The sequence below is a fragment of the Streptomyces sp. NPDC046876 genome (genome assembly GCF_040645035.1).
GTDB lineage: Bacteria > Actinomycetota > Actinomycetes > Streptomycetales > Streptomycetaceae > Streptomyces.
Map to the genome: position 1 here is coordinate 163,945 of NZ_JBEYXK010000007.1, position 18,573 is coordinate 182,517.

Annotated in this window: 15 protein-coding genes, 2 tRNA genes and 1 pseudogene; 1 reads left to right on the plus strand and 17 read right to left on the minus strand. The window is 74.1% G+C overall.

What is annotated here, in order from left to right:
• Window positions 1-88: 88 nt before the first annotated feature.
• From ABZ924_RS07145 to ABZ924_RS07210, 14 genes and pseudogenes are all read right to left on the minus strand, one after another.
• Window positions 89-2,455 (minus strand): annotated as a pseudogene (locus ABZ924_RS07145) (ComEC/Rec2 family competence protein); the annotation flags it as partial.
• Window positions 2,452-3,078, minus strand: coding sequence for a ComEA family DNA-binding protein (locus ABZ924_RS07150; RefSeq protein ID WP_361905333.1), 627 nt, complete (start codon window positions 3,076-3,078; stop codon window positions 2,452-2,454). The pseudogene ABZ924_RS07145 and the gene ABZ924_RS07150, both read right to left, overlap by 4 nt.
• A gap of 722 nt (window positions 3,079-3,800) precedes the next feature.
• Window positions 3,801-4,646, minus strand: coding sequence for a DegV family protein (locus ABZ924_RS07155; protein WP_361905336.1), 846 nt, complete (start codon window positions 4,644-4,646; stop codon window positions 3,801-3,803).
• A gap of 142 nt (window positions 4,647-4,788) precedes the next feature.
• Window positions 4,789-5,565 carry a hypothetical protein gene (locus tag ABZ924_RS07160; protein WP_361905339.1) on the minus strand — a complete coding sequence of 259 codons (777 nt, stop codon included), beginning with the start codon at window positions 5,563-5,565 and terminating at the stop codon, window positions 4,789-4,791.
• A 102-nt stretch (window positions 5,566-5,667) separates the two neighbouring features.
• Window positions 5,668-5,790: a hypothetical protein gene (locus ABZ924_RS07165; protein WP_361905342.1), complete on the minus strand. Its 123-nt coding sequence runs from the start codon at window positions 5,788-5,790 to the stop codon at window positions 5,668-5,670.
• A gap of 21 nt (window positions 5,791-5,811) precedes the next feature.
• Window positions 5,812-8,682 (minus strand): leucine--tRNA ligase, encoded by a 2,871-nt coding sequence (gene leuS / locus ABZ924_RS07170; protein ID WP_361905345.1) that lies wholly within the window; start codon window positions 8,680-8,682, stop codon window positions 5,812-5,814.
• Between the two features lie 248 nt (window positions 8,683-8,930).
• Window positions 8,931-9,003, minus strand: a tRNA-Ala gene (locus tag ABZ924_RS07175).
• Between the two features lie 182 nt (window positions 9,004-9,185).
• Entirely contained in the window at window positions 9,186-9,419 is a 234-nt protein-coding gene (locus ABZ924_RS07180) for a hypothetical protein (protein WP_008738908.1), read from the minus strand.
• 144 nt (window positions 9,420-9,563) lie between these two features.
• Window positions 9,564-9,636 (minus strand) — tRNA-Ala (locus ABZ924_RS07185).
• A gap of 111 nt (window positions 9,637-9,747) precedes the next feature.
• Window positions 9,748-10,416 (minus strand): histidine phosphatase family protein, encoded by a 669-nt coding sequence (locus ABZ924_RS07190; RefSeq protein ID WP_361905405.1) that lies wholly within the window; start codon window positions 10,414-10,416, stop codon window positions 9,748-9,750.
• Window positions 10,413-10,859, minus strand: a complete 447-nt coding sequence (gene rsfS, locus ABZ924_RS07195) for a ribosome silencing factor (RefSeq protein WP_114057521.1) — start codon at window positions 10,857-10,859, stop codon at window positions 10,413-10,415. Before rsfS ends, ABZ924_RS07190 begins: the two co-directional genes overlap by 4 nt.
• A 131-nt stretch (window positions 10,860-10,990) precedes the next feature.
• Entirely contained in the window at window positions 10,991-12,730 is a 1,740-nt protein-coding gene (locus ABZ924_RS07200) for an LCP family protein (RefSeq protein WP_361905350.1), read from the minus strand.
• 25 nt (window positions 12,731-12,755) lie between these two features.
• The gene (gene nadD / locus ABZ924_RS07205; RefSeq protein WP_361905353.1) at window positions 12,756-13,373 is read right to left on the minus strand and encodes a nicotinate-nucleotide adenylyltransferase; all 618 of its coding nucleotides are present in this window, start codon (window positions 13,371-13,373) and stop codon (window positions 12,756-12,758) included.
• 67 nt (window positions 13,374-13,440) lie between these two features.
• Window positions 13,441-13,608 carry a hypothetical protein gene (locus ABZ924_RS07210; protein ID WP_361905356.1) on the minus strand — a complete coding sequence of 56 codons (168 nt, stop codon included), beginning with the start codon at window positions 13,606-13,608 and terminating at the stop codon, window positions 13,441-13,443.
• A 141-nt stretch (window positions 13,609-13,749) separates the two neighbouring features.
• Between ABZ924_RS07210 and ABZ924_RS07215 the strand changes: the two genes are divergently transcribed.
• A complete protein-coding gene (locus tag ABZ924_RS07215) occupies window positions 13,750-14,838 on the plus strand; it encodes a M48 family metallopeptidase (RefSeq protein WP_361905359.1) in 1,089 nt (362 codons plus the stop codon).
• On the opposite strand, the gene ABZ924_RS07220 is transcribed toward ABZ924_RS07215, so the two are convergent.
• The 3 genes from ABZ924_RS07220 to ABZ924_RS07230 all read right to left on the minus strand — a co-directional run bounded on the left by ABZ924_RS07220 (window position 14,822) and on the right by ABZ924_RS07230 (window position 17,941).
• On the minus strand, window positions 14,822-15,967 hold the full coding sequence (locus ABZ924_RS07220; protein WP_361905362.1) for a hypothetical protein: 1,146 nt from the start codon (window positions 15,965-15,967) through the stop codon (window positions 14,822-14,824). The two genes, ABZ924_RS07215 and ABZ924_RS07220, sit on opposite strands and share 17 nt — an antisense overlap.
• Before the next feature lie 67 nt (window positions 15,968-16,034).
• Window positions 16,035-16,586 carry a hypothetical protein gene (locus ABZ924_RS07225; protein ID WP_361905365.1) on the minus strand — a complete coding sequence of 184 codons (552 nt, stop codon included), beginning with the start codon at window positions 16,584-16,586 and terminating at the stop codon, window positions 16,035-16,037.
• Window positions 16,587-16,663: 77 nt separating this feature from the next.
• Window positions 16,664-17,941 (minus strand): glutamate-5-semialdehyde dehydrogenase, encoded by a 1,278-nt coding sequence (locus ABZ924_RS07230; RefSeq protein ID WP_361905368.1) that lies wholly within the window; start codon window positions 17,939-17,941, stop codon window positions 16,664-16,666.
• Window positions 17,942-18,573: the final 632 nt, after the last annotated feature.

The following is an 18,573-nucleotide window of genomic DNA, read 5'->3' on the forward strand; positions in this document are numbered from 1 at the left end:
CGCATTCGATCATGCTGTCGGGTCGGGGGCAAACAGAGGGGCCCCGCCCCCTATGGGCGTGTCGCCGCCTTCGTCCCGACGGGAAGGCCCGCAGGCCCGGACCGCTTCCGCTGACCGCGATCGAGCCGTCGCTGTCGGTGCGCAGAACGGCCGCGCCGAGCGAGCGCAGCTGCGCGAGGGTGCCCGCGGCGGGGTGGCCGTAGCGGTTCCCCGCGCCGACCGGGACGATCGCCAGCCGGGGCCGGATCCGGGCCTGCAACGCAGGGTCCTGATGCGCCGAGCCGTGGTGGGCGACCTTGAGCACATCGACCGGGCCCAGGTCCGGATGGGCGCTCAACAGGGCCTGCTGGGACGGCGGTTCGAGGTCGCCGAGCAGCAGCAGGGTCAGACCGGCGGTGCGCACCAGCAGGGCCACGCTGGCATCGTTGGGCCCCTCGGGCCGCGGGCCGTCGGGCGGCGGCCACAGCACCTGCCACTCCAGCGGCCCGGTGCGGCGCCGCTCCCCCGCCGTGGCCGGTGCGACGGGCACCCCGGCCGCCGCCGCAGCCCGCCGGACCGACCGGGCCTGCCCGGCGGGCTCTTCCAGCGTGGTGGTCTGGATCACTCCGACGGCCCGGCCCCGCAGCACCCCGGACAGGCCGCCCACGTGGTCGGCATGGAAGTGGGTCAGCAGGAGCAGCGGCACCCGGCGCACCCCCAGGCTGCGCAGGCACGCGTCCACCGGGCCGGGCTCGGGCCCCGCATCCACCACCACGGCGGCGCCCGGCCCGGCGGCGAGCACGGCGGCATCGCCCTGGCCCACGGCGCACTGGACGTAGCTCCAGTCGGGCGGCGGCCAGCCGGTGAGCGTACGGGTGAGCTGCGGCGGCCGCAGCACCGCGAGGAGCAGCAGCACCACCAGCGCCGCACACACCCACGGCCGGTCCCGCAGCCGCGGGCCGAGGCAGACGGCGGCCACGGTGGCCGCGGCCAGCAGCAGCCCGCCGGTGAGCCCGCCGGGCCAGGCCACCTCCGCCCCCGGCAGCCGCGCCCCGCCCCGCGCCACGGCGGCGATCCACCCGGCCGGCACCGCCGCGCAGCGGGCGAGCAGTTCCGCCGCCGGCATGGACAGCGGGGCGGCCGCGAGGGCCGCGAAGCCGAGCACGGTCGCAGGACCCGCCGCGAGCTCGGCCAGCAGGTTGCAGGGCACCGCGACCAGGCCGACCCGGGCCGACAGCACCGCGACCACCGGCGCGCACACCGCCTGGGCAGCGGCGGCGGCCCCCAGCGCCTCGGCGAACCGCGGCCGCACACCCCGCCGCCGCAGGGCCTCGCCCCAGCGCGGGGCGAGCGTCAGCAAGGACCCCGTCGCCAGCACGGAGAGCAGGAACCCCGGGCTGCGGGCCAGCCACGGATCGTGGAGCACCAGCAGCAGCGCGGCGGCCGCCAGGGCGGGGAGCAGGGACCTGCGCCGGCCGGTGGCGAGGGCCAGCAGGCCGATCCCGCCGCAGGCCGCGGCCCGCAGCACGCTCGGGTCGGGCCGACAGACGACCACGAAGCCGACGGTCAGCGCCGCCCCGCCGAGAGCCGTCGCCCGCAGGGACAGCCCCAGGCGGGGCGCGAGCCCGCGCCGCTCGGCCTGCTGCGCGCGGGCCGGGGGCCCGATGAGCAGGAACAGCACCACGGTCAGGTTGGACCCGGAGACGGCCAGCAGATGCAGCAGGTCGGTGGCCCGGAACGCCGCGTCCAGGTCGGGCGGCACCCGGGAGGTGTCCCCGACCACCAGCGCCGGCAGCAGGGCCCGGGCGTCCTGAGCGAGGCCCTCGGTGGCCCGGCGCAGCCCGGCCCGCAGCCGCCCGGCGAGCCGCTGCACGGCATCCGGCCCACCGGTCACCCGCGGCGGGGCCTCCCCGGCGGGCCGCAGCAGCGCCACCGCCCGCTCCCCGGACCGGCCCGGAGCCAGCCGCGCCTCCACCGCCACCCGGGTGGAGGGCAGCAGCCCGGCCCACTGCGCGTCGGCGAGCACCCGCACCGGGGTGGCGACCCGCGTCTGCCCTCCGCCGGGCGGCCCCACCCGGGTCACCACCGCGTCCAGCACCACGGCGGGCGGCCCGCTGCCGCCGCGCGTGGCCCGCGCATCGGAGGCGACGGCGACCTCGGCGACGACCCGGGCGTGCTCCCGGGCCAGCGCCGCCACCGGCCCGGCGCGCTCCTCGGCCCGCGTCAGCCCCGCCACGGTGGCGGCGCCGGCCGCGCACAGCAGGGCCAGGGCCGCGGCCGTCCCGGCCCGCCACAGCCGCTCCGGCCGCCGGCATCCCGCCAGGAGCAGCAGGCCGGCGGCTGTGACGCCCAGCCCCGCCCCGGCGGCGGTCCACCCGGCCGGTGCGTCGAGCGCGGCGGCGGCCCCCGCCCAGGCGGCCAGCGCCGGCACCACCAGCCGCAGGTCCGCCGGCCCCCGCTCCTCGCCCCGGCTCACGGCCGCACCAGCTTGCGCAGGTCGGCGAAGCGCTGCTCGCCGATGCCGTCGACCTGCCGGAGCTCCTCCACCGACCGGAAGCCGCCGCGGGCGGTCCGGAAGTCCACGATGTGCTGCGCCAGCACCGGCCCGACCCCGGGCAGCGCGTCCAGCTGCTCCACGGTGGCCGTACCGAGACTCAGCGGCCCCGAACCTGGCCCGGTCGAACCCGGGGCGGCCGGCGGCGCCGGGCCTCCGACCACCACCTGTTCTCCGTCGACCAGCACCCTGGCCCGGTTGAGCCCGGTGGTGTCCGTGCCGGGCGGCACTCCCCCGGCGGCCGCGAGCGCGTCCTCCACCCGCGACCCCGCGGGCAGCCGCCGCACCCCCGGCTCACGGACCTTGCCGCTGACGTCCACCACGATGCGGGAGCCGCCGGGCGGCCCGGTGGCAGGGCCCTGCGCCACAGCCGGCGCCGGAGCCGGTCCCACCACCGCGGGCGCGGTCACCGGCTGCGGCCGGGCCGACCAGTACTGCTGCACCCCGAGCACGACCGCCGCGCCCAGCACCACCGCCACGGCGGCGACCGCCCGCGGCTGCACCGCCACCCGCGCCTGCACCCACACCGGCAACCGCTCCCGCACCGCCACCCACCGCCCGGACCCCGCCGTGGTGTTCGGGTGGCCGGCGGGCGCCCCCGGCGGCTGCGCCGGCCCGCCCGGCACCAACGAGCGGGGCGGAAGGCCCGCCGGCAGCTCGGCCCTCGGCCCGGACGGCGCCCGAGGCGGCGCGCCCGACGCAGGCAGCGACGGGGGTTCGGACGGCACGCCGATCACCGCACCCGGCGGCGGCCCCGCCGGCCCCGCCGCCGCCGACGGCGGCAACCCCTCGGACGGCCCGGACCGACGGCCTGGCGGCGCCCCCGCCAAAGCCCCCGCCGACGGCCGCGCCGAAGCCGCCATCGGCAGGCCCGGCCCGGCGACCGGCGGCGCCGCAGCGGGCCTCGCCTCCGGCGGCCGTCCGCCGCCCAGGAGGGCCTGGGCCCTGCGGCGGAGGGCCTCCGGGTCCGGGGAGTCGGCGTGGCGGCGGGTGCTGCCGGCGCGGCGCAGGCGGCCGTCCGAGGGGCGGGGGCGGCCCGGGCCGCTGCCCGCTCCCGCCCGGTGCGAACTGCGCGTACGAAGCGTCCTGCGAAGAGTCATGCCCCGACGGTAGGCACCGACCCCGGCCCCCGCTCGGAGCCCTCAATTCCGGTGGATATCCCCACCGTTGTGGATATCTCCGCCACCCGTTCCAGTGATCAGCGCGTTCCAGTGATCAGCGCGTTCCGATGATCAGCGCGTTCCGATTGATCAGCGCGTTCCAGTGATCAGCGCGGCGAGACGACCGCCGCCAGCAGGCCCGGACCGGTGTGCGCGCCGATCACCGCTCCGACCTCGCTGACGTGCAGCTCGACCAGGCCGGGGATCCGCTCGCGCAGCCGCTGCGCCAGCTTCTCGGCCCGCTCCGGCGCCGCCAGGTGGTGCACGGCCACGTCCACGCTCGCCGTCCCGGCCCGCTCCACCGCGAGCTCCTCCAGGCGCGCGATGGCCTTGGACGCCGTCCGCACCTTCTCCAGCATCTCGATGCGCCCGCCGTCCAGCGTGAGCAGCGGCTTGACGGCCAGGGCCGAGCCGAGCAGGGCCTGCGCGGCCCCGATGCGGCCGCCGCGCCGGAGGTAGTCCAGGGTGTCGACGTAAAAGTACGCCGACATGTCCGCGGCCCGCTTCTCGGCGGCGGCCACGGCCTCGTCGACGGAGCCGCCCGCCTCGGCGGTCTCGGCGGCGGCCAGGGCGCAGAACCCCAGCGCCATGGCGACCATGCCGGTGTCGACCACGCGCACGGGCACGGGGGCCGTCTTCGCCGCCAGCACTGCGGCGTCGTAGGTGCCGGAGAAGTCCGAGGACAGGTGCAGGCTGACGATTCCGGTCGCACCGGCCTCCGCGGCCGCCCGGTAGGCCCGTACGAACTCCTCGGGACCGGGCCGGGAGGTGGTGACCGAGCGGCGCTTCTGCAGGGCCAGGGCCAGGCTGCGCGCCGAGATCTCGGTGCCCTCCTCGAGGGCCTCGTCCCCGAGGACCACGGTCAGCGGGACGGAGGTGATTCCGTGCCGCGCCATGGCCGGTTGGGGCAGGTAGGCCGTGGAATCGGTGACGATCGCGACATGGCGGGACATGAGCCGGAGGTTACCGCCAGAGGGGGTGCCGCGGCAGCCCGACCCCTCCTGCCACCGCCGTCACGCCCCGTTCAGCGCCCCTGGCCGCCTGCTGACCGCCAGGCGGCCACCCGTCGGCCACCCGCCGACCGCCTGCGGCTCCTCAGGTCGTCGCCTCGGGCCGCCGGCTCTTCTTCTGCCAGGGGTACTGCGGCGCCGGCGCGGACGGGTCCAGGGCGGGAGTCGGGGCCGCCCCTGCCGACGTCTGCCCCGAACGACCCGGCGTCCCCGGCATCCCCGGCGCCCCCTGCGCCCCCGCCGCCGGTCCGCCGGCCCCCGCGTCCCACGCGGCCGCAGCAGCAGCCAGGTCGTCGGCCGCGTCCCGCCGCGAGGCCCAGTCCCGCAGGGCGCCGGACTCGACCTCGATCTGCGCCGACAGGTGCGCCAGGTCATCGTCTGCGAAGCGGCGTGCCCGCTCCCGGGCCGCCCACCGCAGCGAGTCCGCGGCCTGCGTGATCTTCGCGGTCCGCTCCTTCAGCTCCGGCATGGCGGCCGCGACGCGCGCCCGGTCCGGGTCCTGCTCCATCCGCCGCAGCTCGTCATCCAGCTCGTGCCCGTGTGCGCTGAGCTGCTGGAACAGGCCGATGGACTCCTTCAGCGAGGGGTCCGTCCGCACGCCCTCGTCCAGGGCCTCCCGCGTCGCCCGCATCGACGTCCTCAGGTCCAGCCGCAGCTGCGCCAGCGCGCCGCCGACCCCGACCTGGCCGATGCTCTTGGCCTTCAGCGCCGTGTCCTCCACCGTCCGCCGGGCCTGCATGATCGTCCGGTCCACGCCGCGCTTCGCCGCGCCGACGGCCTTCGCCGTGGCCCACACGCCCAGTCCCAGGACGGCGAACAGCATCACCAGGGCAAACATGATGATCACCAAGCCTGCGTCCACGAGGCCCCCTTCCCCTGCCGTTTTCCGTCCCCTCCACCGTAAACGCCACGGGCAGGCCGGGGGTTCCAAACGAACCCCCAACCTGCCCGTACGGGATCACCCCTAGACCGGCGGAACCAGCGGGCCCAGCGGGACCGCCGAGACCCGCGGGACCAGCGGGACCGCCGAGACCCGCGGGACCGCCGGGCCCAGCAGCACCGCCGGCACCGCCAGCACCAGCGGCACCGCCGGCCCCGGCAGGACCCGTCAGACGACGATGTTCACCAGCTTCGGCGCGCGGACGATCACCTTGCGGATCTCCGCCCCGCCCAGCGCCGCCACGACCGCCTCGTCGGCCAGCGCCAGCTGCTCCAGCTCGCCCTCGGAGATCGCCGGCGGCACCTCCAGGCGGGCCTTGACCTTGCCCTTGATCTGCACGACGCAGGTCACGGTCTCGTCCACGACGTACGCCGGGTCCGCGACCGGGAAGTCCTGGTGGACGACCGAGTCGGTGTGGCCCAGGCGCCGCCACAGCTCCTCCGCGATGTGCGGGGCCAGCGGGGCGACCAGCAGGACCAGCCGTTCGGCGACCGAGCGCTCCAGCGGGCGGCCCGCCTTGGTCAGGAAGTTGTTCAGCTCGGTGATCTTGGCGATGGCGGTGTTGAAGCGCAGGCCCGCCATGTCCGAGCCGGCCCCGTCGATCGCCTTGTGCAGCGCGCGCAGGGTGTCCTCGCCCGGCTCTGCGTCGACGACGGTGACGGCGCCCGTCTCCTCGTCCACGATGTTGCGCCACAGGCGCTGCAGCAGCCGGTACTGGCCGACCACGGCCCGCGTGTCCCACGGGCGCGAGACGTCCAGCGGGCCCATCGCCATCTCGTACAGGCGCAGCGTGTCGGCGCCGTACTCCTCGCAGATCTCGTCCGGCGTGACGGCGTTCTTCAGGGACTTGCCCATCTTGCCGTGCTCGCGCTTGACCGGCTGGCCCTGGTAGAAGTAGCCGCCGTCGCGCTCCTCGACCTCGGCCGCCGGCACGTAGACGCCGCGTGCGTCGGTGTACGCGTACGCCTGGATCATGCCCTGGTTGAACAGCTTGTGGAACGGCTCCGCGGAGGAGACGTGGCCGAGGTCGAACAGCACCTTGGACCAGAATCGGGCGTACAGCAGGTGCAGCACCGCGTGCTCGGCGCCGCCCACGTACAGGTCGACACCGCCGTGCGGGGCGCCCTCGCGCGGGCCCATCCAGTACTGCTCGATCTCCGGGTCGACCAGCGCGGACGCGTTGTGCGGGTCCAGGTAGCGCAGCTCGTACCAGCAGGAGCCGGCCCAGTTCGGCATGGTGTTGGTCTCGCGGCGGAAGGAGCGCACGCCGCGGCCGTCGCCCAGGTCCAGCTCGACGTTGACCCAGGCCTCGTTGCGCGACAGCGGGGTCTCCGGCTTGGAGGACGCGTCGTCGGGCTCGAAGGTGCGCGGCGAGTAGTCCTCGACCTCGGGCAGCTCCAGCGGCAGCATCGACTCGGGCAGCGCGTGCGCGACGCCGTCCTCGTCGTAGACGATCGGGAAGGGCTCGCCCCAGTAGCGCTGGCGGCTGAACAGCCAGTCGCGCAGCCGGAAGTTGACGGTGCCTTCGCCGATGCCCCGCTCGGCCAGCCAGGCCGTGATGGCGGCCTTCGCCTCGACGACGCCCAGGCCGTCCAGGGAGATCCCCTCGCCGGTGGAGTTCACCAGGGTGCCGTCGTACGAGGTGAACGCGTCCTCCCACTCGGCGGGGTCGGCGTCGCGGTCGTCCGTGGGCTCCACGACGCAGCGCACCGGCAGCTCGAAGGCCTGCGCGAAGGCGAAGTCGCGGGAGTCGTGCGCGGGGACGGCCATGATGGCGCCGGTGCCGTAGCCCATCAGCACGTAGTCGGCGATGAAGACCGGGACGAGGGCGCCGCTGACCGGGTTGGTCGCATAGGCGCCGGTGAAGACGCCGGTCTTGTCCTTGGCCTCGGCCTGGCGCTCGACGTCGGACTTGGCGGCGGCCTGCTTGCGGTACGCGTCCACGGCCTCGCCCGGGGTCGCGGAACCGCCGGTCCACACCTGGTGGGTGCCCTCGGGCCACTCGGCCGGAACGATCTTCTCGACCAGCGGGTGCTCGGGCGCCAGCACCATGTAGGTGGCGCCGAACAGGGTGTCGGGCCGGGTGGTGAAGACGGTGATCGCGTCGTCGCCGACGGCGAAGTCGACGCGGGCGCCCTCGGAGCGGCCGATCCAGTTCCGCTGCTGCAGCTTGATGGCCTCGGGCCAGTCCAGCGCGTCCAGGTCGTCCAGCAGCCGGTCGGCGTACGCGGTGATCCGCATGTTCCACTGGCTCAGCCGGGACTTGAAGACCGGGAAGTTGCCGCGCTCGGAGCGGCCGTCCGCGGTGACCTCCTCGTTGGCCAGGACGGTGCCCAGGCCGGGGCACCAGTTGACGGGCGCGTCCGAGGCGTAGGCCAGCCGGTACTCGTTCAGGACGTCGGCCCGCTCGGCGGCGGTCAGCGCGTCCCAGGAGCGGCCGCCCGGGACCTCGCGGGAGCCGTCCGCGAAGGCGGCGACCAGCTCGGCGATCGGGCGGGCCTTCTTCGCGTCGGCGTCGTACCAGGAGTTGTAGATCTGCAGGAAGATCCACTGGGTCCACTTGTAGTAGTCCGGGTCGATCGTCGCGAAGGACCGGCGCTTGTCGTGGCCCAGGCCCAGGCGGCGCAGCTGGGCCTTCATGTTCTCGATGTTCGCCTCGGTGGAGACGCGCGGGTGCGTGCCGGTCTGGACGGCGTACTGCTCGGCCGGCAGGCCGAAGGCGTCGAAGCCCAGGGTGTGCAGGACGTTGTGGCCGGTCATCCGCTGGTGGCGGGCGTAGACGTCGGTGGCGATGTAGCCGAGCGGGTGGCCGACGTGCAGGCCCGCACCCGAGGGGTACGGGAACATGTCCATGATGAACTTCTTGGGGCGGGCGACGACCTCCGCGTCCCCGGCCAGGTCACCGACCGGGTTCGGGGCCTCGTAGGTGCCCTGCGCGTCCCATACGTCCTGCCAGCGTGCCTCGATGTCGGCGGCCATGGCAGCCGTGTAACGGTGCGCCTCGGCCGCCTCGGGGGCCGGGGTGTTCGTCTCGCTCATGTTTTTGGAAGCTCCATCGATCGTCTCTGCCGTCTCTGCTTGCTCAAACGAAAAAACCCCTCGCACAGGAGGGGGCGCCGCGCCGATGCCGACCGTCTCGAGGGGTCGGTACTGATCAGCGCGGCTCGGTAAGCAGAAGGCGTACGGCACGCATGGCGCCAGGGTACCGCAGGGGTCCCGGCGGCCGCTCGGTCGTTCCGTACAACGAGAAGAGGGCCACCCGATCCGGATGACCCTCTTCCACACTGTGGAGCTAAGGAGAATTGAACTCCTGACCTCCTGCATGCCATGCAGGCGCTCTACCAACTGAGCTATAGCCCCTTGTTTCTCTCTGCCGCCGGGCCCCTTCTCGGTTTCCCTTGCCGGTTCCCCCTGGCGACACCCAGAACATTACACGGTTCCGGCCCAGGTCCAAAAACGGCTTCCCGGTGGGGAGATTTGTCCGTTCCTACCCGCTCCCACCCGTTTCGGCATGGCGGAGCCACGGCCGGGCAGGACCCCGGCTAGGCCCGCGCGAACTGGTAGAACCGCTTGAGCGTGCAGTGCTCGTCCAGGAGCCGGCCGTAGATCGGCTCGCCCTCGAGCTCGCGGTACGTCTCGATGGGGTCGCCTTTTATGATCAGCGCCCGCGCGCATTCCTCGCACCAGTACTGGTAGTCGGGGTTGACCGGGTCCATGTCCCGCACGATCGGCGTGCCGTTGTTGCACCAGTCGCACCGCCGCCGGTGTGCACCCATCCGTCAGCGACTCCCTCCCGCGTCGGGCCGTCGACTCCCCCTCCGGCCGTCCGATTCTGCCACGCGGGTGCGCGACAGGTCAGCAAGCGCCGAAGGACCAAACGCAAAGGATCCCGCCCCCTGTTGGGGACGGGATCCTGATTGTGGAGCTAAGGAGAATTGAACTCCTGACCTCCTGCATGCCATGCAGGCGCTCTACCAACTGAGCTATAGCCCCGCTCTCCGCCTCGCTCCCCCGTTTCCGGTGTTCCGCGCTGCGAACAAGAAGAACTCTAGCCTGTGACCACCCGGAAAGTGAAATCCGGGTGGCGGGGCCCCTGAGACGGGCTCAGTCGTCGTCGCCGAGCACCGGTTCCGGCAGCGTGCCGGCGTTGTGTTCCAGCAGGCGCCAACCGCGCGCGCCCTCGCCCAGGACGGACCAGCAGCAGTTGGAGAGCCCGCCCAGGCTCTCCCAGTCGCGCGCTTCGAGCCCGAGCAGCCGGCCGATGGTCGTGCGGATGGTACCGCCGTGGCTGACCACGACGAGCGTGCCGCCCTCGGGCAGCAGTCCGGCGTGCTCCAGCACCACCGGGGCGGCCCGGTCGGCGACCTCGGTCTCCAGCTCGCCGCCGCCGCGGCGGACGGGCTCGCCGCGCTTCCAGGCCGCGTACTGCTCGCCGTGCTTGTCGAGGATCTCGTCGTGGGTCAGGCCCTGCCACTCGCCGGCGTACGTCTCGCGCAGCGCGGCGGTGCGCGAGACGGGCAGCCCCGTCACGGAGGCCAGCTCGGCGGCCGTGGCGGAGGCGCGCATCAGGTCGGAGGCCACGATGGCGTCCGGCCTCAGGGAGGCCAGCAGCCGGGCGGCGCGGCGCGCCTGCGCCACACCGGTCTCGGTCAGCGGGATGTCCGTGGAGCCCTGGAAGCGGCGCTCGAGGTTCCACGACGTCTGGCCGTGCCGCCACAGGACGATCTTCCTGCCGGTCCGGGCGCCGGACGGCGTGCTCGTACCGGCGCTCAGAACAGATCACCGTCCAGGTCGTCGTCGCCCTGGGCCTCGCGCAGCTTCGCGTACTCCTCGGCCTTGCCCTTGGTGAGCTTGGCGTCCTCGGGCAGCTCGATCTCGGGGCAGTCCTTCCACAGGCGCTCCAGCGCGTAGAAGACACGCTCCTCGCTGTGCTGGACGTGGACGACGATGTCGACGTAGTCGAGCAGGATCCAGCGGGCGTCGCGGTCGCCCTCGCGGCGCACCGGCTTGGCGCCGAGCTCCTTGAGGAGGCGCTCCTCGATCTCGTCGACGATCGACTTGACCTGGCGGTCGTTGGGCGCCGATGCGAGCAGGAAGGCGTCGGTGATCGACAGCACGTCGCTGACGTCGTACGCGATGATGTCGTGCGCGAGCCGGTCGGCCGCCGCCTGGGCGGCGGTGGTGATGAGCTCGATGGAGCGGTCCGTGGCGGTCACTGGCCATGCTTTCGGGTTGGCGGGCAGATCCCTACAAGGGTCTCATGTACCGCCGACGCCGCCCGCGCGGAACGGATCGCGCGGGCGGGGCCGGGGCCGGGGCCCGGCCGCCCGGGGCGGGGCCGGGCCGGTCAGGACGGCTTGTAGTCCTTGCCCAGCGTGACCACCACGTCGGCGTTCACCGCGTTCTCGCCCTTCTTGACCACCGTCTCCGGCAGGCCGAGCGTCTTGGCCACCTCGACGGCCTTGGCGCGCTGCGCGTCGTCCTGGTACGTGATCTGCGTGGCCGGCTGCGTCCGGTCGGCCTTGCCGCCGTCGACGAAGGTGTAGCCGCCGTTCAGCAGCGCGGCCCTCGCCGCCACCTGCGTCTTCTCGTCCCCGGTGGCGTCGCGCAGGCCCACGCGCGGCGCGGTGCCCGCCGGGGCGGCCGTGAAGCTGCCGCCGAGCACCTCCTTGACCACGTTCTTGTTGGCGTCGTCGGTGAGGGTGCCGTCCGGTTTCACGCCGAGCACGTCGGTGCGGTAGCCGGCGGGGCCCTCCTTGGCGTGCTCGCCGAGCCTGGCCAGCAGGGTGCCGAGGCCCTGCGCGTTCAGGGAGGGGTCGAGGATCTGGCCCATGCTCTCCACCGTCACGGTGGCCGCCTTGGGGTCGCCGGAGATCTTGCGCAGCACCCCGTAGAGCACCTTGCCGAGCCGGTCCAGCTGCTTGGCCTCGGGCTCGCCCTGGGCCCGGTGCATGGCGTAGGCGACGGCCATGGCACCGCTGAGGTGCTGCTTGGCGCCCTGGGCCACGGCCGGGGCCTTGACGGCGTCGTCGGCGGGGACGGCGGTGTCGGTGTCGACCTCGATGCCGCCGACCAGCTCGACCAGGTTCTCCAGGAAGGGGGTGTCCAGGCGCCAGGTGCCGCCGATGCGGGTGCCGAGCACCGAGTCGAGGGACTCGCGCACGCCGAGGCCGCCCTCCTCGACGGCCTTGCCGAGGGGGGCGGCGCTGCCGTCGTCCTTGGCGACGCCGAGGGTGTTCGGCAGCAGGACGGTGGCGCCCTTCTGCGTGGTCACGTTGTCCACGAGCAGAGCGGTGGAGGTGCCGCCCTTCTTGGTGTTGTGGACGTGGACGACGATCATGTCGCGCTTCTGCGGCCCGGAGGCGGCCGCGGGCTTCCCGGCCTTGCCCGGGCCCTCGAGGAAGGGCAGCTTGCCCGCGTACCAGAGCCAGCCGAGGCCGCCGACGACGAACAGGGCGAGGACGACGATCAGGGCCACCACGCGGTTGCGGCCGCGGCGGCGGGCCTCCTCGCGGCGCTCGGTGCGGCTCTCGGTGAACTTCAGCCAGTCGATGACGTCCTCGGACTCCTCGTCCGGCTGGTCGAGGAAGGCGAACTGCTCGGTGCGGTAGTCCGGGGCCCCTGCCTCACCGTCGGCGGCGCGGCGCGGCTCGGGGACCTGCCGGTTCCGGACCGGCGCCGGGTCGGGATCCGGGTCCGCGCCCTGACCGGGCTGCGGCTGCTGTACGGGGTGCGGGGCGGCCTGCGGGGCGGCCTGCTGCGGGATCCACGGCTGTGCCTGCGGCGCCTGCGGCGCCTGCTGGAAGTGCGCCGTGTCGTAGCCGTTGCCGTAGGCGGTGTCGTATCCGTGGGCCGGGGCCTGGGAGGGGTCCTGCGGTGCGTACCCCTGCGCGTAGTACTGCTGCTGCCCGCCGCCGTAGGACGGGTCGTAGCCGTACTGCTGGTCGTACCCCGCGCCGTGGGGCGGGGCCTGTGGGGCGGGCTGCGCGGGCACGTGGCCGTACACCGGCTGCCCGTACGCGTCGTAGCCGATGAGCTGCTGCTCCTGGGCGGCGTACGGGTCGTACGGCTGCTGTCGGTCGTTCACCGCGGGGCCCCTCTCTTCCGGAAGCTCAGGTTCCCCGATACAGCTCACGCTTGTCGATGTAGCGAACCACACCGTCGGGTACCAGGTACCAGACCGGGTCGCCCTGGGCCACCCGCGTGCGGCAGTCCGTGGAGGAGATCGCGAGCGCGGGCACCTCGACGAGCGAGACCCCGCCCTCGGGCAGCCCGTCGTCGGTGAGGTGGTGTCCCGGGCGGGTCACCCCGATGAAGTGGGCGAGGGAGAACAGCTCGTCGGCGTTGCGCCAGGTCAGGATCTGCGCGAGGGCGTCGGCGCCGGTGATGAAGAACAGGTCGGCGTCCGGGTTGAGCGCGGTCAGGTCGCGCAGCGTGTCGATGGTGTACGTCGGGCCGCCGCGGTCGATGTCGATGCGGCTCACCGAGAACTGGGGGTTCGAGGCCGTGGCGATGACCGTCATCAGATAGCGGTCCTCCGCGGGCGACACGGCCCGCTGGGACTTCTGCCACGGCTCACCGGTCGGTACGAAGACCACCTCGTCGAGGTGGAACAGGGCGGCCACTTCGCTGGCGGCCACCAGGTGTCCGTGGTGGATCGGGTCGAAAGTCCCGCCCATCACGCCGAGCCGGCGCTTGACCGGGCCGGTAGGCATCTCCTGCTCTCCCATGAGCGCAGAGCCTACTGGCCCGGCGGAGCGGTGCGGACCCGCATGCGAGCGGCTGTGCGGGCGCGGGTCAGCGGTCGCGGTTCAGACGGGTGGTGACCCACAGCATGAGGAGCAGCACGACGAAGGCGCCGCCGCCGGTCAGGTACGGGTTCAGGCTGTCGTGGTTGCCGCCGTGCTGCTCGGTGCCCTCCGATGCGAGGAGCACCAGGTTGTGGGCGGTGGAGGTGAGGCTCATCAGGCAGGTACCTATCGGGTCGGGGAGCGGGCGGAGACTTCGCTCACATCGTATGCGGGGGCCTGGGGCACGCTCGCGCCGACTCAGGCGTTGGAGAGGATAGACGCAGGAAGCAGGCGGGCCGATCAAGGGGGAGGCGTCATGGGCGGTACGGGATTCGAGAAGGTGCCGGCTCGGGAGCGGAGGCGGTTCGAGGGCATCTCGTCGCGGGCGTACGAGCATCCGGCGGACCGCTCGGCGCTGGTGGCGCTGCGCAAGCTGACCGGGTTCGACACGGTGTTCAAGGCCCTGAGCGGGCTGCTGCCGGAGCGCAGCCTGCGGCTGCTGTTCCTGTCGGACTCGGTGCGGGTGGGCGAGACCCAGTTCCCGCACCTGTACGCGATGCTGCGGGACGCCTGTTACGTGCTGGACCTGGAGCAGGTCCCGCAGATGTACGTGCAGCAGGACCCGAAGCCGAACGCGATGTGCATCGGGCTGGACGAGCCGATCATCGTGGTGACCACGGCCCTGGTGGAGCTGCTGGACGAGGAGGAGATGCGGGCGGTCGTGGGCCACGAGGTGGGCCACGCGCTGTCGGGCCACTCCGTGTACCGCACGGTCCTGCTGTTCCTGACGAACCTGGCGCTGAAGGTGGCGTGGATCCCGCTGGGCACGGTGGCGATCACGGCGATCGTGACGGCCCTGCGGGAGTGGTTCCGCAAGTCGGAGCTGTCGGCGGACCGGGCGGGTCTGCTGGTCGGGCAGGACGTGCAGGCCTCGATGCGCGGACTGATGAAGATCGCGGGCGGCAACCACCTCCACGAGATGAACGTGGACTCCTTCCTGGCCCAGGCCGAGGAGTACGAGGCGAGCGGCGATCTGCGCGACTCGGTCCTGAAGATCCTCAACATGCTGCCGCGGACGCATCCCTTCACCACGGTGCGGGCGGCCGAGCTGAAGAAGTGGTCGCAGAGCCGGGACTTCCAGCGGATCATGGACGGCCACTACCCGCGCCGCGACGAGGACAAGGACGCCTCGGTCTCGGACTCCTTCCGCCAGTCGGCCGCGCACTACGCAGACTCGGTGCGCACCAGCAAGGACCCGCTGATGAAGCTGGTGGGCGACATCGCGGGCGGCACGGCCGACCTGGGCGGGAAGCTCCGGGAGCGGTTCACGGGCGGCAGCGGCGCGGCCGGCTCCGCCCAGGGCTCCGCTGCCTCCGGCGGCGCGGGGGCTACGGAGCAGGGCTGACCGGAGGCGTCGCGCCCTCTTCGGGAGCCAGGACCCCGCACAGTCCTGCGGTGCGGCGGGGATGGCCTGCGGCGTACGGGTCGCTCGCGGCCGGGCCCACCGTGGTGGGCCCGGCGCCGGCCAGGAGGGGGCGGAAGCTGTCGGCGGGGTCGGCGGAGCAGTCCTGCGGACCGGCCATCACGTAGGCGGCGGCCAGCTCCGCCCGGCGGGCCGTGAGGTCCTCCCGGTCGAAGCGCAGCCGGAGCTCGCGGCGGACGGTGAACAGCGAGGCCCCGTCCGCGGGTGCGGGCGCCCCGGTGGCCGGCCGTACCGCGTACACGAAGGTGTGGTCCGTGACGACCTCCAGCACGTCCGGGGAGACCTCCTGGTAGGTCAGGGCCCCGCTCACCCGGACCCGCGAGTCGGCGACCACGGCGGTGTTCTGGTCGAAGCGGACCAGCCAGCCGGTGGCCGCGTGGCGGCCGTCGCCGGAGGGCGAGGTCATGCTGCGGTCGAACTGGGCCAGCAGGTCGGGGTCGAGCAGGACCCGCACCGGCCGGGTGGCGGCGCCGGCCAGGACGTCGGGGTCCAGCGAGGACTGCACCAGGTAGTCCTTGGCGATGGACAGGGCGGTGACCACCTGGCCCTCGGTGAAGTGGTGGGTGCGGCGGGCGGCGGGCAGGGTGATCCCGGCCGCGCCGACGCGGTAGTCGGCCGCCGGGCTCTTGGCGAACAGGTCGGCGGGCCGCCCGCCGGGCACCGGGGCGGTCGGCGCGAGCGGGACGACGGTGCTGCTCAGCGGGTCGGTGTGGCTGTCGGGCAGGGGCGTGGCGGGATTCCGCAGGCCCATGTAGACGGCCGCGGCGAAGGCCACCGCAATGAGCAGCACGAGCATCATGCCCTGGCGGGCGGCGCGGCTCGGGGTGCCCGTCCGGGGCCGGGAGGGGCCGCTGCCGGACCAGATGGAGCGGCTGCGGACGGCCCGCGCGTGCTCGCCCATGCGCTCCTGGGCCGAGTACTCCTGGAGTCGGGCAGCTCGGACGAAGTCATCGTCGAACACCACCGACCGGTACTCGTCCGGCCGGAATTCCTCGTCGCCCCCGCCGCGACCGTCGGGGGTGTTGTCGGGTGGATCTGCTGGCACGGCCATCGCTTCTCCCGCTGTCCCCGCTTCAGAGAAGCCCCCGGCTCCGGCGAACGGAAGTGGGGTCGTACCTTCAGGGTTGGCGGCCGACGCGGTCCATAAACGCCCCGGCGCCCGTGACTTCGGTGAGCGGGGTGCTGGCGGGGGCGGGAGCGGGCTCGGACTTGCCGGAGGCGCTGCGGTAGACCGCGCTGAAAGCCAGGGCCACCATGCCGAGGCCCATCACGAACGCGAGGACCCAGGCGACGGGGCGCAGCCACGGGGAGCGGCCGCGGTACGGGCGCAGGCTGCCGCCGTAGGCCCCGTACGGGCCGTCGGGGCAGCCGTGGGCATGGGCCTGCTCCCAGCCGGGCTCGTCGATGCCGTACCCGTCGGGGCGGCCGTAGCCGTACGGGTCGTAGTCCTCGTCGGAGGTCCAGCCGCCGGCGACGGCGCGGGCGGCCTCGGCCTCGGCGCGCGCCCGGTCGGCGGCGCGCTGGCGCTCGGCGGCGCTGGGCTCATGGATCTCGGCGGCCCGGACGAAGTCCTCGTCGAACACCACGGAGGCGAAGTCCTGATCCGCGCCTCCGCGGTCGTCGTCGGGCTCCCCGTCGTCCGGGATCTTGCCCCCCACGTCGTCCGGCACGGAAACAGCGTAGACCCGGTGGTCTGGTTTGGGCAGGGTGTTCGCCGAAATCCGGCCACACGGCGTGGGGCGGGCGACTACCGGGTGTGACCGTCGCCGGTGACGATGTACTTGGTGGAGGTGAGCTCCGGGAGGCCCATGGGGCCGCGGGCGTGCAGCTTCTGGGTGGAGATGCCGATCTCCGCGCCGAAGCCGAACTGGCCACCGTCGGTGAACCGGGTGGACGCGTTCACGGCGACCGTGGTCGAGTCGACCAGCTGGGTGAAGCGGCGGGCGGCGGCCTGCGAGGTGGTCACGATCGCCTCGGTGTGGCCGGAGGTCCAGCGGCGGATGTGGGCGACGGCGTCGTCGAGGGAGTCCACGACGCCGGCGGCGATGTCGTAGGAGAGGTACTCGGCCGCCCAGTCCTCGTCGGTGGCGGGCACGGCGGTGACCTTGGAGTCCTCGGCGGCGGCCAGGACGCGCTCGTCCCCGTGGACGGTGACGCCGGCGTCGGCGAGCGCGTCGAGGGCGAGCGGCAGGAAGGCGTCGGCGATGTCGCGGTGGACGAGGAGGGTCTCGGCGGCGTTGCAGACGGAGGGGCGCTGGGCCTTGGAGTTGACCAGGATCTCCACGGCCATGCCGAGGTCGGCCTGCGCGTCCACGTAGACGTGGCAGTTGCCGGTACCGGTCTCGATGACCGGGACGGTGGACTCCTCGACGACCGTCTTGATGAGGGAGGCGCCGCCGCGCGGGATGAGGACGTCGACGAGGCCGCGGGCGCGCATCAGCTCGCGGACGGAGTCGCGGGACTCGCCGGGGACCAGCTGGATCGCGTCCGCGGGCAGCCCGGCCGACTCGACGGCGTCGCGGAGGATGGCGACGAGGGCCGTGTTGGAGGCGTACGCGGAGGAGCTGCCGCGCAGCAGGACCGCGTTGCCGGACTTCAGGCAGAGGGCGGCGGCGTCGACGGTGACGTTGGGGCGGGCCTCGTAGATGATGCCGACGACGCCGAGCGGGACGCGGACCTGGCGCAGGTCGATGCCGTTGGGGAGGGTGGAGCCGCGGACCACCTCGCCGACCGGGTCGGGGAGGGCGGCGACGTCCCGCACGTCGGAGGCGATGGCGGCGACCCGCTCCGGGGTGAGGGTGAGCCGGTCGATGACGGTCTCGCTGGTGCCGGCGGCTCGGGCCTTGTCGGTGTCGACGGCGTTGGCGGTGACGATCTCGGCCGTACGGGCCTCCAGCGCGTCGGCGATCGCCAGCAGCGCGGTGTCCTTGGCGGACCGCGGGAGCGGGGCCAGGGTCGCGGCGGCGGTGCGGGCGCGGTGGGCGGTGGCCTGGACGGGGGAGGTGGTGGCATCGAGCGAGGTCATGCCGCCCAGGGTAATCCCCGCCCGCGCAGCACCGGCCGGGGTTTCCACCCCGCGAGACGCCCCCGCGGCGGGCCTGCCGCTGCCGCTGCGCTGCCGCGGGTCGCCGCTGCGCGGAGCGGTTCCCCACCCCGCCCCTTCCCGAAACCGTGGCCTGCGGCCCCGGACCCCTTCCGCCTCAAACGCCGGCGGGGCTGGGATGGACCCGGCGGGGCTGAAAGACCCGGGCGCTCCGCGCCCGGTGCGCTCAAACGCCGCGCGGGCTGAAATGTGCCGCTGCGCGGCAATTCCAGCCCCGCCCGGCGAAAATCCAGCCCCGCCGGCGTTTGAGGCGCGGGGTCTGGGGCGGAGCCGCAGGCGGGTGCGGGGCGCAGCCCGGCAGCGGGGGCCGGGGCCGCAGGACCCGGTTTCGGGAAGGGGCGGGGTGGGGAAACGGCTCCGCGCAGCGGCTCCCCACCCGCAGAGAACGGCCGACCCCGGCCCGAGGCCCCCGGCCCCGCCCCGGCCGTCACCGGACGGAGTCCGGTGCAGCGGGGCGAAGCCCGGGAGGCCGCTCGCGGCCGAGCGGTGCGAGCGCCGCGTTCAGAAGGTGCGGCCGCTCGGAAGAGCGGCGGGTTGGGGAAGAGTGTTGCGAA

Excerpts from the sequence above, each read along its gene's own strand:
- leuS (WP_361905345.1), bottom strand. The coding sequence starts at position 8,682 with ATGAGCGAGACGAACACCCCGGCCCCCGAGGCGGCCGAGGCGCACCGT.
- ABZ924_RS07180 (WP_008738908.1), bottom strand. The coding sequence starts at position 9,419 with ATGGGTGCACACCGGCGGCGGTGCGACTGGTGCAACAACGGCACGCCG.
- ABZ924_RS07210 (WP_361905356.1), bottom strand. The coding sequence starts at position 13,608 with ATGAGCCTCACCTCCACCGCCCACAACCTGGTGCTCCTCGCATCGGAG.
- ABZ924_RS07230 (WP_361905368.1), bottom strand. The coding sequence starts at position 17,941 with ATGACCTCGCTCGATGCCACCACCTCCCCCGTCCAGGCCACCGCCCAC.
- ABZ924_RS07220 (WP_361905362.1), bottom strand. The coding sequence starts at position 15,967 with ATGGCCGTGCCAGCAGATCCACCCGACAACACCCCCGACGGTCGCGGC.
- ABZ924_RS07215 (WP_361905359.1), top strand. The coding sequence starts at position 13,750 with ATGGGCGGTACGGGATTCGAGAAGGTGCCGGCTCGGGAGCGGAGGCGG.
- ABZ924_RS07155 (WP_361905336.1), bottom strand. The coding sequence starts at position 4,646 with ATGTCCCGCCATGTCGCGATCGTCACCGATTCCACGGCCTACCTGCCC.
- nadD (WP_361905353.1), bottom strand. The coding sequence starts at position 13,373 with ATGGGAGAGCAGGAGATGCCTACCGGCCCGGTCAAGCGCCGGCTCGGC.